Below are 14,283 nucleotides of genomic sequence, written 5' to 3' on the forward strand. Positions count from 1 at the left end.
TAGGGGTAACGCCGATCAAATCCATGGGAGGTAAAGGAATGATAAAGACTGCAAGTCGCAAAGGCGCGGTATGGCTCGCGCTGCTGGCTCTGGTATTGGTGCTCTCCACGCTCTCCGGGGCGGGAACGAAGCGGGCGGAGGCGGCGCCGGCGTTTGCCAAAGGGGCAGATATCAGCTGGGTGGCCGGGCTGGAGGCGCAGGGCTACACCTGGAAGGACAAAAACGGAAAGGTCCGCGATATTTTCGACATTCTGAAAAACGATTACCAGATCAACTCGGCGCGCATCCGGGTGTGGGTCAATCCGAACATGAGCGATTACGCAAACGGGTATATGAATGCAGACAAAGCGGCTGCGCTGGCCAAACGGGCCAAAGCGGCGGGCATGAGCATCATGCTGACGCTCCATTACAGCGATTCCTGGGCGGATCCCGGCCAGCAGACCAAGCCGTACGCCTGGCAGAGCTTCAATTTTACGCAGTTGATGGACGCCGTCTGGAGCCACACGGTCTACGTCATGAACACGATGAAGAGCGCCGGGGTTACACCGGACTGGGTGCAGATCGGCAATGAAACGAACAACGGCATGCTGTGGGAAGACGGCAAGGCATCCGTGAACATGAAAAATTACGCCTGGCTCATCAATACCGGCAACAATGCGGTGAAAAGCGTCTTTTCCTCAACCAAAACGATCGTCCATATTGCCGGCGGCAACGACAATGCGCTGTTCGTCTGGAATATCGGCGGGCTGATCGCCAATGGGGCTACCTTCGATTACATCGGCATGTCGCTTTACCCGTCCACTTCGGACTGGTCGACAAAGGTCGATCAGACGATCAGCAATGCGAACGACCTCATCTCCCGCTACGGCAAAAGCGTCATGATCTGCGAGATCGGGCTGGACTACAGCCAGCCGGCCGTCGCCAAAAACTTCGTCAGCACGATCAAAACGAAGGTCCGCAATATTTCGGGCGGCAAAGGCCTTGGCGTGTTCTATTGGGAACCCGAGTCGCCGCCGGGCTATAACGGAGGTTATAATCTGGGCGCCTGGGGCTCGGACGGCAAGCCGACGGCTGCGCTGGAGGGCTTCCTGAACTGAAACCATCTTTAATATTAATAAAAACCGGCCGGGATCACCCAGCCGGTTTTCGTGTTCAATTCACCCCATCAAGGCGTGCACCACAAAATTCGCCACGAACAGGATGGCGATGCCGTACAGCGCCGTCGGCACTTCCTTGCCCCGACCCAGCGCCAGCTTCACGATCGGATACGCGATAAAGCCGAAGGCCATGCCGTCGACGATGCTGTACGTGAACGGGATCATCACCATGATCAGAAACGAAGGGAACAGCTCCGACAAATCACCGAGATCCATGTCCCGGATGCTCTGCACCATCAGGCCGCCGATCACGATCAGGATCGGGGCAATCGCGCTGTCCGGTACGTAGGCCAGCAGCGGGATGAACAGGAACGTGGCCGCGAACAGCAGGCCCGTGACGAACGGAGTCAGGCCGGACTTGCCGCCTGCGGCGATCCCGGCGCTCGACTCCGCGGCCGCCACGACCGGGCTGCTGCCGAACAGCCCGGCGGCGATGTTCCCGAGCGAGAGCGCCCGCAGGCTGCTCTTGAAGCGTTCGGGCCGGCCGGCCATCATCGTCTGCGAGGCGATCAGCCCGATATTTTCAAAGACGACGATCAACAGCAGCAGGAATACGGCGATCCAGAAGACCAGGCCGATCACGCTGCCGAAATCCATGCTTGCGAACACGCTGCCGTATCCGCTGAAGATCGGTCCGCTGTCCATGGAATCGGCGGAATGGCCGGCTCCCAGGACATAAGCCAGGATCGTGCCGGCAATCATGCTGATCAGCATCCCCCCGCGCGTCCCGCGCAGGAAAAACACGAGCGCCAGAATCAGCGTCACGCAGGAAGTGATGACCTTCGGATCACTGAAATGACCGATAGCGACAAACGTCGTTTTATGTGCGATGACAATCCCGCTTTTTTGCAAACCGATAAAGGTTAGAAAAAGCCCGATGCCGACCGTGATGGCATGCTGCAAATTATGGGGAATCGCTTCGCTCAAGATGCGGTACAGCGACGTAAACGCCACAATGGCAAACAGGATGCCGGTCACGACGACGACCGCCAGCGCTTCGCGCCAGTCCAGCTTCATGTTATGCACCAGCGTATAGGTGAAAAAGGCGTTGATGCCCATGCCCGGCACGACGATGATCGGCGATTTGCCGCCGAATGCCATCAGCATGCAGCCCGCGATCGCGGTCAGCAGCGTGCCGACCATCGCCGCCCGCAGCGGCATGCCCGCATCATGCAGGATGGCCGCGTTGACCATCACGATATATACCGAAGCGAAATACGACAGGATGCCCGCCGCCCATTCCCGTTTCCAATTGTCCTCGGGGGCGAGCCCCAGCCGGTTTCGCCAAAATGTCATATTCATGTATTAACCTCAAACTTTCCTGTAATTTATATAAAAGAGTGCGCCCGGGTGAAATTACCCGCTGCCCCGGTTTCGTAATCAGTATCCCTACACCCTTGGGCATTTATGCCCTCGGCGGTAACAGCAGAAAATAACCCCACGGCGTGGGGCCTTGCATTGTTGTTAGACCAGAATCTCTTACTTAAGGACAACAGGACGGAACCTGCCGCGTTCACGGCTGTCCGCCCTGCCATCTGAAATGTAATGATTGGATGCCGGTTAGTACGTAATGCCTCCGGCGGCCAGCAGATCCTTGACGCATGCGCTGACCATGATCAGACCGACCACGGGCGGCACATACGAGTTGCTCGCCGGCGGCTGCTTCGCCTTGCGGCGGTCGGGTGCGTCGGCCGGAACAATCTGCTCCGTCACATCCACGCGCGGCTTGACCGGCTGTTCGGTCGAGAACACGACCTTGACGCCCTTTTTGATGCCATCCTTGCGCAGCTTCTGCCGGATAACCCGGGCAATCGGGTCCATTTCCGTTTTGGAGATGTCTGCTACCTTGAAGCGGGTCGGATCCATTTTGTTGGCCGCCCCCATGCTGGAGATCATCGGGATCTTCCGGGCAAGGCATTCCTTGATAAGATGAATCTTGTAGATGATGGTGTCGGAAGCGTCGATGACGTAGTCGAGCTTATGCTTGAACAGCTCCTCGTACGTTTCTTCCGTATAAAACATGTTCAGCGCGACCGCTTCGATGTCCGGGTTAATCAGTTTGACCCGATCTACCATCAAATCCGCTTTTTTCTGGCCGACGGTTGTCGTCAAGGCATGAATCTGGCGGTTGATATTGGTAATGTCCACCGCATCCTTATCGATCAGGATAATGCGGCCGATGCCGGTACGGGCCAAGGCTTCAACAGCCATCGCGCCGACGCCGCCGATGCCGAGCACCGCTACCGTACTGTTCTTGAGGATGTCCAGCCCTTCCGGCCCAATCGCGAGCTCCGTGCGGGAGAATTGATGCAGCATAACGTTATGCCTCCTTTAGAGGTTTACAGGGCGGCCGGCGGCCGCCCTGTTAGTGATCGATTGTCGTCTTACTTGCCGACCTTTTGCGGCTTCGGCGCAAGCTTGATGTGCAGCTGCTCCAGTTGGACCGTGTCCACCGGAGACGGAGCGTCCATCAGGAGGTCCGTTGCACTCGCCGTTTTCGGGAACGCGATCGTTTCGCGCAGGTTGGTGCGTCCGGCCAGCAGCATCACCAGGCGGTCGAAGCCGAAGGCGATCCCGCCGTGCGGCGGCGTGCCGTATTCGAAGGCGTCCATCAGGTAGCCGAACTTCTCATAAGCCAGCTCTTGCGAAAAGCCGAGCGCGTCGAACATTTTCTCCTGAACGTCACGCTTGTAGATCCGCTGGGAGCCCCCGCCGACTTCGTAGCCGTTAAGCACGAGGTCATACGCTTGGGCGCGAATCGCGCCGGGGTTGCTGTCGAACAGATGCAGATCGTCTTCGCGCGGACGGGTGAACGGATGATGCTCCGCCACATAACGTTTTTGCTCTTCGTCGTAGCTGAGCAGCGGGAAGTCGGTAACCCATGCGAACTTGAACACGCTGTCGTCGATCAGGCCGAGCTGACGGCCGATTTTGAGGCGCAGGGCGCCGAGTACGTCGGCAACGACCTTTTTGGTGTCGGCGGAGAAGAGCAGGAGGTCGCCTTCTTCGGCGCCGGCGCGTTCCTTGATCGCCGCAATTTCATCTTCGGTCATGAATTTCACGATCGGGCCGCGGAATTCGCCTTCTTTCACCTGAATCCAGGCCAGGCCCTTCGCGCCGTAACGTGCGGCATAAGGTCCGAGGTCATCGATTTCCTTACGCGGCCAGGTGCCGCAGCCTTTGGCGTTAAGGCATTTCACTTCTCCGCCTTTTTCGATCACGGAAGCGAAGACTTTCACGCCGCTGTTTGCAACGATGTCGTTCATTTCAACGAGTTCAAGCCCGAAGCGCAGGTCCGGTTTGTCGGAGCCATATTTGCCCATGGCTTCGGCATATGTCAGGCGCTGGAACGGCAGAGCCAGCTCAACGCCGACCGTTTCTTTCAGCAGGCGCTGCATCAATTGCTCCATCAAGCCCAGCAGTTCTTCCTGGGAGACGAAAGAGGTCTCGATGTCGACCTGGGTGAATTCCGGCTGGCGGTCAGCGCGCAGATCCTCGTCGCGGAAGCAGCGGGCAATCTGGTAGTAGCGCTCAATACCGGCCACCATCAGCAGCTGCTTGTAGATTTGCGGCGATTGCGGCAGGGCGAAAAATTCGCCTTCATGCACCCGGCTCGGCACCAGGTAATCGCGCGCGCCTTCCGGCGAGCTTTTGGTCAGGATCGGCGTTTCGATGTCGATAAAACCTTCGGCGTCGAGGAAATCGCGGAAAACCTTAGCCGCTTTGGAGCGTAGCAGCAGCGTTTTTTGCATTTCCGGACGGCGCAGGTCGAGGTAACGGTATTTCAAGCGCAGCGCTTCATCCACTTCCACGCCGTCTTCGATGAAGAACGGAGGCGTCTTGGCGCTGTTCAGCACGTTGATTTCAGTAATGCGGACTTCGATGTCGCCGGTCGGCAGGTTCGGGTTGACGGTTTCTGCATCTCTTTTTACAACTTTACCCGTAACTTCAAGCACGTATTCACTGCGCACCTTTTCGGCTACCTGCAGTGCGTCCCCGGAATAGTCGGGATTAAACACGATTTGCACGATCCCGCTTCGGTCGCGGAGGTCGATGAATAGCACGCCCCCAAGGTCCCGGCGGGTTTGCACCCAACCGTTCAGTGTTACGGTCTGGCCGATGTGTTCCGGCGTCAACTTCCCGCAGTGATGGCTTCTAGTCATGATTTTTTACCCCTTTATTATAAAAGTGTGAACATCCAAATCCGAAAGCTACGTGCCGCCAGCCTCTTATCCCAGCGAGCTTGCCAGTTCTTCCAGCTTCACGGTGCGCTGTTCGCCCGTCGCCATTTCTTTCAACGTAATGACCCCGGCGTTCAGCTCGTCTTCGCCAAGAATCGCCGTAAACCGCGCCGCCAGGCGGTCGGCCGATTTCAGCTGCGCCTTCATTTTGCGGCCCAGATAATCGCGTTCGGCGGCATAGCCGAGGCTGCGCAGGTTAAACAGCTGCTTCGTGATTTCCTGGTCGGCCGCTTCGCCGAGAGCGACGAAGTACACGTCCAGCGGTTTGGCTTCGGTCAGCTCCACGCCCTGATTTTCCAGGATGAGCAGGATCCGTTCCAGCCCGATGCCGAAGCCGATGCCCGGCTGATCCGGTCCGCCGATCTCTTCAACCAACCCGTTGTAACGTCCGCCGCCGCCTACCGTATCGATGGAGCCGATGCCGGCCGCCTTGTACTCAAATGCGGTATGGGTGTAATAATCCAGCCCGCGCACGAGCCGCGGATTAATGCTGTACGGCACATTCATGATGTCCAAATGCGCTTTAACCTTGGCAAAATGCGTGCTGCATTCTTCGTCCAGACTGTCCAGAATCGACGGGGCGCCGCCGAATTTGTCCTGGTCCACCTTGCAGTCCAGCACGCGCAGCGGATTGCGCTCCATCCGGCGCTGGCAATCGGCGCACAGGCTGTCCTTCATCGGACGAAGGAAGGAGAGCAGCGTCTCGCGGTAAGCCGCGCGGCTCGGCGCATTGCCGACGGAGTTTAGCTCTACGCGCACATCCTGCAGGCCCAGCTCCTTGTAGAACTGGAAGCCGAGCGAGATCACTTCCGCGTCGATTGCCGGGTCAACGGCGCCGAAAGCTTCTACGCCGAACTGATGGAACTGGCGGTACCGGCCCGCCTGCGGACGTTCATAGCGGAACATCGGCCCGATGTAATATAGCTTGCTGACATCCGGCTCGCCGTACAGCTTGTTCTGCACGTAGGCCCGCACGACGCCGGCCGTGCCTTCCGGACGCAGCGCCAGATCGCGGTCTCCTTTATCCTTGAAGGTATACATTTCGCCTTCGACGATATCCGTCGTTTCGCCGACGCCTCGCTCGAATAATCCCGTATGCTCAAACATCGGGGTGCGGATCTCCCGGTAATTAAAGCGGCGGCACAGCTCTCTCGCCTTAGCCTCCACGACTTGCCATTTCTCTACCGCGCCGGGAAGCACGTCCTGCGTTCCCATCGGTTTCTCGAATCTTTCTTTGGCCACTGCCAATCCCTCCTGGAAAATACTGCTCTATCTGCGTCTTGTGCGGAATCCTCCGCCTGGGCAACAAAAAATCCCCCGTCCCGTTTGCTTGAAGCAAACAGGGACGAGGGATTATCATCAGCGATAATACACCACGTGGTACCACCCACATTCCGAAGCCCCCATGAAACGAAGCTTCGCTCTAAGCGGTTAACGCCCGCCTACGCGCACCGGCTACTTCACATCCGCGGCTTGGTCAGCCGCCAGCATTCGCCGTGCGTTCTCGGGGAGGTCATTCATCCGTTCAGCAACAGAATCCTTACAGCCATGCGGATCGTTGATCGCTTCCGCGGGGATTCCTCTCTGGGGTTGTGGTGGGCGGATTACTTCTTCCCGTCATCAAAACGTGTATAACATTCCGTATATTGTTAGATTCTACTGAACCACTGCGCTAAAGTCAAGGAAGGAATGAAAAAAACGGCGAAGTTTCACAAACATCATCATTTTCTGTAATATCGGATGCTGGAAACTATGCGGCCCGGCTCTTTCACCCATGCTGGGCGTCCCATCGCTTAGTTAACGGACACAAGAGCCCTTATTCGCGGGAATACAGCCATTTTTTATTTCTAACGGACACCAGAGCCGTTATTTCAGCGAAAAGACCTGAAATCCGCGAAATTACGGGCAATAAAAGCGCTCAGGTTCGATACTGCAGGAAATACCGTTATTTCCCTGAAATAACGGCTCTCAGGTCCGTTAAAAGGCTGCCTGCTGTTGGCGCTCTTGGCGCTGTTGGCGCTCTTGGGCTCTTGGCGCTCTTGGCGCTCTTGGCGCTCTTGGCGCTCTTGGCGCTCTTGGCGCTCTTGGCGCTCTTGGCGCTCTTGGCGTTCTTGGCGCTCACGTCGTTCCCCACTGAGATCCTCAGACCTGAAACTTCGCTTCCTCCTGCCGAACAAAAAAATGACCTGCAGCTTATCGTCTGCAGGTCCAAAATATTATTATAAAAAAGGGGGTCATGCTTTTATTATAAGCAGGCTATATTAAAGAATCATGAATGTATTATTACGACTATATTACAAAAATGAAAGCGGTTTTATGACAAGCTGCCGTAATTGGACGAACAGCCCAGCCCGGAGAAAAAACACCGGGCTGGGCTGTTTAAGAGACCGCTGGGGATCGGGCCGAAAACGGATCCTGCAATCCAGGATTGTGATTTGGGCCGGGGCTTCCCTTTGCCGTTTTATTCAAAAACCTCAACATATCCGTGTTTGCCGCGCAGCACTTCAACCACCTCATGATAGCGCTCGTCCGGAACCTTGACTTCCATCACGTAGCGCAGCTCCTTGTAGTCGCCGTTGAAATATTCGTCGTCGCCGCGGGTGACTGTGTTCTGCGGGCCATCCGCATCGTCAACCACCGGATCATCGGCGTCGACGCTCGTGATGACCGCACCGCCGGACAACGGTCCGATGCCGCCGGGCACGGCTACTCCGGAGGCTGCCGAAGCGGCATTGTTATACGGAATAAAGGGGATCAAAATGCGTGCCGGCCGGCCGCCCGCATCCAGCGGATCGGTCAGCGCGGAAGATTCAATATTTTCCACACCGTAAGGGATCAGCGCGGTTTTTGCGCCTTCCGCCTCGTCTTCATTTCTGAAATACACTTGAATTCTTCTGCTCATTTGTTTTCCCTCCTCAAGATATATTTCATTGGAGTATAATTCATCCTTCGCGCAACGCCGTGCAAAGCTATCATTCTAAAGCGCCTTCAGCAGTTCCCGGACAAAAGCCGGTTCATCCTTCGGCGTCCGTGAAGTAATGTAATTGCCGTCGACCACCACTTCCTTATCATCAAAAATCGCGCCTGCATTCACCATATCGTCCTGCAGCGGCGGATAGGAAGTGATGTTGCGTCCCTTCAGCAGTCCGGCACTGGCCAGAATCTGCGGGCCATGACAGATCGCCGCAATCGGCTTGCCCGCCCGGTCCGCTTCCTGCACAAAGGTTAGAATATCGGGATCAAGCCGCAGATTCTCCGGGGAAGAGCCGCCCGGAATCACCACGGCGTTGTACTCGTTTGCGTGTACTTCGGAAACGGCTTTATCCGCAGCATAGGATACGCTGCCTTTTTTGCCGAGCAGGGTCTCATGTTTCTTCAGGCCAATAATGTCGGCTTGATGCCCTGCCTTGATCACTTCATCGTAAGGCACCTGCATTTCGGAATCTTCAAAACCTTCTGCCAGCAGAAATGCTACTTTGCTCATGGAATACACGCTCCTCTCTGTCACATTTGCAGACGTTGTACTCGTCTTGTTATTACCCCAAACGATCATGTTTCTAACGACCGTCCGCAAACTATGGGCGCGGCAAATAACCGCGGCCGCCGCGGCCGCGCGCGGAATAGTCCTCACGGAGCTCTGCGCCGTTCCATGCATATGTCTCCCTGAAGCTTCCGGAGGGATTAAGGTTCAGCTTGCTCCACATCCATGCTTTTGGCGAACGTCTCATGGCACTTTACCGTCCTATGCTGTAAATTTATCCCCAATATTGTTTCCGGTCCGCAGTTGCTTTATCCCCAGGATTGCTGCATTGCGCAAACAAACCTGCGGCGGTGCTGCATTCTTGTTGTCCCAACACGGATAAGCTGAAGGGTCATAAACAAAAAACCGCCTTTCACAGCGAACTGTGAAAAGGCGGTTACTACTCCGGCCTGCTAATATTTAGCGGGTCGGATTTTATTCTTTGCTGTCGATAATTAGAGTAACAGGACCCCAATTGATCAAGGACACGTCCATCATTGCGCCGAACACGCCGGTCTCGACCGGGAGCCCATTCGCCGCGATCCGCTCGTTGAAATTCCGGTAAAGTCCGAGTGCCTCGTCAGGGGCGGCGGCAGCCATAAAATTCGGCCGGCGGCCTTTGCGGCAGTCGCCGTACAAGGTAAACTGCGAAACCGACAAGATGCTGCCGCCGATATCGGTGACGCTGTGATTCATTTTCCCGGCATCATCTTCAAAAATACGCAATCCCGCGACTTTATCGGCTAAATATTGCGCATCCTTCTCCGTATCGCCATGGGTTACGCCGACCAGCAGCAACAAACCTTCTCCGATGGCCCCGACGATTTCGCCGTCCACGGTCACCTTCGCTTCCTTGCAGCGTTGTACTACAACTCTCACTTCTTCTTCAGCTCCTGCGCTTATTGCATAATCCGGTTCACCGTATAGACATCCTTGACCCGCTTCACCCGGTCCACCACCGATTGCAGATGGTCGGTATTGCGGATCAGGATGGTCATATGGATCATGGCCATTTTATTTTTGTCCGAACGGCCTGTAACCGCCGAAATATTGGTCTTGCTCTCCGAGACGGCCTGCAGTACTTCATTCAGCAACCCGTTGCGGTCATGGCCGGTAATTTCGATATCGACGCTGTAATTGCCGTCCATGCTCTCTTCCCATTCCACCTCAATGACGCGCGCCGCCTCTTCGCCTTCGCCGTCAAGCGGGATGTTCGCACAGTCGGAGCGGTGCACCGACACGCCTCTGCCGCGCGTTACATAGCCGATAATGTCGTCGCCCGGCACGGGATTGCAGCATCTGGCGAAACGCACCAGCAGATTGTCGATCCCTTTGACCCGCACGCCGTTCGTCGGCTGGCTTCGTTTTTCAGGAGCAGGTTTGATCTCCTTCATGGAATTCGACAGCTCCAGATGTCCGGCTGACTCTTCCTGTTCCCTGCGTACTTTTTCCGTCAGCTTGTTCGCGATTTGCGCCGCTGTAATGCCTCCGAATCCGACCGCTGACAGCATGTCGTCGATATCGCCGAAAGCGAATTTTTTCGCCACATCGTTAAGTTTGTCTTCGGTTACCCACTCAGTAGGATCAAAGTTCAGGCGCTTCAGCTCGCGTTCGACCGCTTCCCGGCCCTTCTCCACGTTCTCTTCGCGTTTTTCCTTTTTGAACCATTGCTTGATTTTACTGCGCGCATGGGAGGATTGGGCGATCTTCAGCCAGTCGCGGCTTGGTCCGTACGAGTTTTTGGAGGTCAGGATTTCGACAATATCCCCAGTCTTTAGCTTATGATCCAGCGGTACGATCCGGCCGTTAACCTTGGCGCCAATCGTCCGGTTGCCGACTTCGGTATGGATGCGGAATGCAAAATCCAGCGGAACCGATCCCGCCGGCAGCTCTACCACTTCGCCTTTTGGCGTAAATACGAATACCAGGTCGGAGAAAAAGTCCATCTTCAGCGATTCGACAAATTCCTCTGCGTCCTTAGCCTCATGCTGCAGCTCCAGAATTTCGCGGAAAAACGGCATCCGGTTCTCCGGGTTCACGTTGTTGGCTGTGCCTTCCTTATACGCCCAGTGGGCGGCAATCCCGAACTCCGCGGTACGGTGCATCTCCCAGGTACGGATCTGTACTTCGGTCGGCTCGCCTCCCGGACCAACCACGGTTGTATGTAGCGATTGGTACATGTTCGCTTTGGGCATAGCAATATAATCCTTGAAACGCCCTGGCATCGGCTTCCAAAGGGTATGAATGATTCCAAGCGTGGCATAACAGTCCTTGATATTGTCCACGATAATCCGGATCGCCAACAAATCATAGATCTCGTTAAACTGCTTGTTTTTGGTGTTCATCTTGTTATAGACGCTGTAAATATGCTTGGGGCGGCCCGACAAGTCGCCTTCGATCCCCATTTCGTCCAGCTTGGCGCGAATCCGTCCGATGACGCTGTCGATAAACTGCTCCCGTTCCGCCCGCTTTTTGTGCATCAAATTGGCAATCCGGTAATACTGCTGCGGATTCAGGTAGCGGAGCGCAATATCTTCCATCTCCCATTTGATGGCGGAAATCCCGAGGCGGTCGGCGATGGGACAAAAAATCTCCAGCGTTTCGTACGAAATGCGGCGCTGGGATTCCTCCGACTGATATTTCAGCGTACGCATATTGTGCAGGCGATCTGCCAGTTTGATCACGATAACCCGGATATCCTGGGCCATGGCGATGAACATTTTGCGGTAATTTTCGTTCTGCTGCTCTTCCTTCGAGCGGAAACGGATGCGTTCCAGCTTCGTCAGCCCGTCGACCAGCATGGCGCAGGTATCGCCGAAAGCCCCTCGGATCTGCTCCAGCGACACGGTCGTATCCTCAACGACGTCATGCAGCAGCGCGGCGATTATGGAAATGACATCCATCTGCATGTTTACGACAATATCCGCAACCGCCAGCGGGTGCAGAATATAAGGTTCACCCGATTTCCGGACCTGCCCGTGATGTGCCTGATCGGCGAACTCGTAGGCGTCCCGGATGCGGGAAAGATCTTTTTCTTTAATATAGGCGCCGGCCTTTTCGATTAATTGCTCTATGCCCATTCTCGTCGTATCCGTTCCCTTTCTATTTGAAAGCCCCGTTAACCGGGCTCCCGAAGTTATAGACCCTGCTCCCCTTTTAATGCTGCTGGTTCTGGGTAAGATAAAAAAGGAACCCGCAAACAAAAACAATTGCAGGTTACCTGTTGTCCATTGGCTGCACTACATGCAGTTTAAAGTTGTCTATAATTATGACGCTTGCGAGGGATTACGTCAACACTTGACGGGCTGCGGAATGTCCCGCCATGTAAAAGGAAAGTAAAGGCGATTTCGTGGCACTTGCAAATTTGTTGTTGTCAAACTTGACCTTTCTATTTAATCTAGTAAAGGCGGTTTTTCGGACCCTCCCATAATTCTGACAAAGAAAGAGAAGTGAACTCCATTGCAACGCGAAATTCAAGTTAACGAAAGACTCCCTTTGGGCCCCGGCTTTCTGCTGAGTCTGCAGCATTTGTTCGCCATGTTTGGCAGCACGGTGCTTGTCCCTAATTTGTTCGGGGTGGACCCGAGCACCATCCTGCTGATGAACGGTATCGGCACCTTGCTTTATATCTTGATCTGCCGAGGCAAAATCCCGGCGTACCTCGGATCAAGCTTTGCCTTTATCTCCCCGGTGCTGTCCGTACTGGGCAAACACGCAAACGATCATCAGCACGGATATTCGCTGGTGCTTGGAGCGTTTATCATAACCGGCGTTATTTTCGTTCTTGTCGCCCTGCTCGTCCGTTTTGCCGGCACCGGCTGGATCGACGTCGTTTTCCCTCCGGCAGTTATGGGTGCCATCGTTGCCACCATCGGCCTTGAGCTTGTCCCCGTAGCGGCGCAAATGGCCGGTTTTATTGCCCCTTCCGGCGCAGCGGCTGACTGGAGCCCGGACGGCAAAGCCATTACTCTTTCCCTGGTTACTCTCGGCGTCACCGTTATCGGCGCAGTACTATTCCGCGGTTTCCCCAAAATCATACATATCCTGATCGGGATCGTAACCGGCTATGTACTGGCCTACATCATGGGCGAGGTGAATACGGGAGCGATTTCGGATGCCAGCTTCCTCTCCCATCCTACCTTCACTGCCCCTTCCTTTGATTGGCAAGTTATTCTAACGATTATTCCGGTATCCCTGGTCGTAATCGTTGAACATATCGGGCATCTGCTCGTAACCAGCAACATCGTCGGCAAAGACCTGGCCAAGGATCCAGGGTTGGACCGTTCCCTCTTCGGCAACGGCATTTCCACCATTATTTCCGGTTTCGTCGGCTCGACGCCTAACACAACCTATGGCGAAAACATCGGCGTGATGGCGCTCACCAAAGTATATTCCGTCTTCGTTATCGGCGGCGCAGCGGTCATCGCGATTATCCTGTCTTTCTCCGGTACCTTCTCGTCGGTCATCTCCAATATTCCGTCCCCGGTAATGGGCGGCGTGTCGCTCCTACTGTTCGGTGTCATTGCGGCTTCCGGTTTACGGATTTTCGTAGAGCAAAAGGTGGATTTCTCAAAACCGACCAACATGCTGCTCGCTACGCTCGTGCTCGTTGTCGGCATCAGCGGCATAAAGCTTGATCTTGGGAATGTTGAACTGAAAGGCATGGCGCTGGCCACCATCGTCGGCATCGTGTTGTCCCTGTTCTTTAAACTGATTGAGGTGCTCGGTCTGTCCAACGAAAAAGAAGAAAAGTCCGCGCATTAATCCGATATGAACAAGAAAGCGTCCCTCGCCATGCAAGTGGTGACGGGACGCTTTTTTAGAGGCGGGCTCGGGCAACATAGGAAAAAGCGTAGTTCCGATGCAGTGCTGGGGGGGTGAGGCGTTAGGAGGAATGGTGGCCTGCGCTGCGCTTGCTCCGGCGGTTGGCGGGGCCAACGCTGGACTTGCTCCGGCGGTTGGCTGTGGCCTGCGCTGCGCTGCTCCGGCGGTTGGACTGCCTATGACTAACGGACCTCAGCGCCGTTATTTTCGGGAAATAGGCCTATTTCCCAACCTAACGGACATGAGCGCCGTTATTGCTGGCCATAGAGCCTAAAATGCTCCATTTGCACAGCAATAAGGTCTCTGAGGTCCGTTAGCACTTGTAATATCAAGTTTTTCACCCAAATAAGGGCGCTCATGTCCGTTAGCTTCCTGGTGAAAGTTCCTGGGGGAGCATTTCTGCAGAGCGTTTTTCAAAACGTTCCTCGTGTGTACCTTCAGTGTCTTCCTTCAGTGTGTCTTCCTACAGAGATTTCCTAGAGTGTGTCCCTGTAGTATGTTTCTCCAAAGCGTTTCTGCTGAGCGATTCTGCTGAACGTTC

At 55.2% G+C, this 14,283-nt stretch carries 10 protein-coding genes; 2 read left to right on the forward strand and 8 right to left on the reverse strand.

The features are described 5' to 3' along the window. Window positions 1-38: 38 nt before the first annotated feature. Window positions 39-1,097: a glycoside hydrolase family 53 protein gene (locus BMW84_RS10985; RefSeq protein ID WP_091067694.1), complete on the forward strand. Its 1,059-nt coding sequence runs from the start codon at window positions 39-41 to the stop codon at window positions 1,095-1,097. 60 nt (window positions 1,098-1,157) lie between these two features. On the opposite strand, the gene BMW84_RS10990 is transcribed toward BMW84_RS10985, so the two are convergent. The 8 genes from BMW84_RS10990 to BMW84_RS11030 form a co-directional block, all read right to left on the reverse strand. After that, window positions 1,158-2,459, reverse strand: a complete 1,302-nt coding sequence (locus tag BMW84_RS10990) for an NCS2 family permease (RefSeq protein ID WP_091067696.1) — start codon at window positions 2,457-2,459, stop codon at window positions 1,158-1,160. Between the two features lie 258 nt (window positions 2,460-2,717). Further along, complete coding sequence (locus tag BMW84_RS10995; RefSeq protein WP_091067699.1) at window positions 2,718-3,473, reverse strand: tRNA threonylcarbamoyladenosine dehydratase; 756 nt, start codon at window positions 3,471-3,473, stop codon at window positions 2,718-2,720. A gap of 68 nt (window positions 3,474-3,541) precedes the next feature. After that, on the reverse strand, window positions 3,542-5,320 hold the full coding sequence (gene aspS, locus BMW84_RS11000) for an aspartate--tRNA ligase (RefSeq protein WP_091067701.1): 1,779 nt from the start codon (window positions 5,318-5,320) through the stop codon (window positions 3,542-3,544). Between the two features lie 66 nt (window positions 5,321-5,386). Beyond that, window positions 5,387-6,613: a histidine--tRNA ligase gene (gene hisS / locus BMW84_RS11005; RefSeq protein WP_091068293.1), complete on the reverse strand. Its 1,227-nt coding sequence runs from the start codon at window positions 6,611-6,613 to the stop codon at window positions 5,387-5,389. Between the two features lie 1,246 nt (window positions 6,614-7,859). Further along, window positions 7,860-8,300 (reverse strand): hypothetical protein, encoded by a 441-nt coding sequence (locus BMW84_RS11015; RefSeq protein WP_091067706.1) that lies wholly within the window; start codon window positions 8,298-8,300, stop codon window positions 7,860-7,862. Window positions 8,301-8,375: 75 nt separating this feature from the next. Then, on the reverse strand, window positions 8,376-8,882 hold the full coding sequence (locus tag BMW84_RS11020; RefSeq protein WP_091067708.1) for a type 1 glutamine amidotransferase domain-containing protein: 507 nt from the start codon (window positions 8,880-8,882) through the stop codon (window positions 8,376-8,378). A 471-nt stretch (window positions 8,883-9,353) separates the two neighbouring features. Next, a complete protein-coding gene (dtd, locus tag BMW84_RS11025; RefSeq protein ID WP_091067711.1) occupies window positions 9,354-9,797 on the reverse strand; it encodes a D-aminoacyl-tRNA deacylase in 444 nt (147 codons plus the stop codon). 20 nt (window positions 9,798-9,817) lie between these two features. After that, entirely contained in the window at window positions 9,818-11,998 is a 2,181-nt protein-coding gene (locus BMW84_RS11030; RefSeq protein ID WP_091067714.1) for a RelA/SpoT family protein, read from the reverse strand. Between the two features lie 379 nt (window positions 11,999-12,377). Here BMW84_RS11030 and uraA point away from each other — a divergent pair, with 379 nt between their 5' ends. Beyond that, window positions 12,378-13,682, forward strand: coding sequence for a uracil permease (gene uraA, locus BMW84_RS11035; RefSeq protein ID WP_091067716.1), 1,305 nt, complete (start codon window positions 12,378-12,380; stop codon window positions 13,680-13,682). Window positions 13,683-14,283: the final 601 nt, after the last annotated feature.

Origin of the sequence: Paenibacillus sp. NFR01 (assembly GCF_900111565.1) — a bacterium.
Classification (GTDB): domain Bacteria; phylum Bacillota; class Bacilli; order Paenibacillales; family Paenibacillaceae; genus Paenibacillus_AQ.

Bases quoted from the DNA above. Each gene is read 5' to 3' on its own strand.
- hisS (WP_091068293.1), bottom strand. From the start codon at position 6,613: ATGGGAACGCAGGACGTGCTTCCCGGCGCGGTAGAGAAATGGCAAGTC.
- BMW84_RS11015 (WP_091067706.1), bottom strand. From the start codon at position 8,300: ATGAGCAGAAGAATTCAAGTGTATTTCAGAAATGAAGACGAGGCGGAA.
- BMW84_RS10995 (WP_091067699.1), bottom strand. From the start codon at position 3,473: ATGCTGCATCAATTCTCCCGCACGGAGCTCGCGATTGGGCCGGAAGGG.
- BMW84_RS10985 (WP_091067694.1), top strand. From the start codon at position 39: ATGATAAAGACTGCAAGTCGCAAAGGCGCGGTATGGCTCGCGCTGCTG.
- aspS (WP_091067701.1), bottom strand. From the start codon at position 5,320: ATGACTAGAAGCCATCACTGCGGGAAGTTGACGCCGGAACACATCGGC.
- BMW84_RS11020 (WP_091067708.1), bottom strand. From the start codon at position 8,882: ATGAGCAAAGTAGCATTTCTGCTGGCAGAAGGTTTTGAAGATTCCGAA.
- BMW84_RS10990 (WP_091067696.1), bottom strand. From the start codon at position 2,459: ATGAATATGACATTTTGGCGAAACCGGCTGGGGCTCGCCCCCGAGGAC.
- BMW84_RS11030 (WP_091067714.1), bottom strand. From the start codon at position 11,998: ATGGGCATAGAGCAATTAATCGAAAAGGCCGGCGCCTATATTAAAGAA.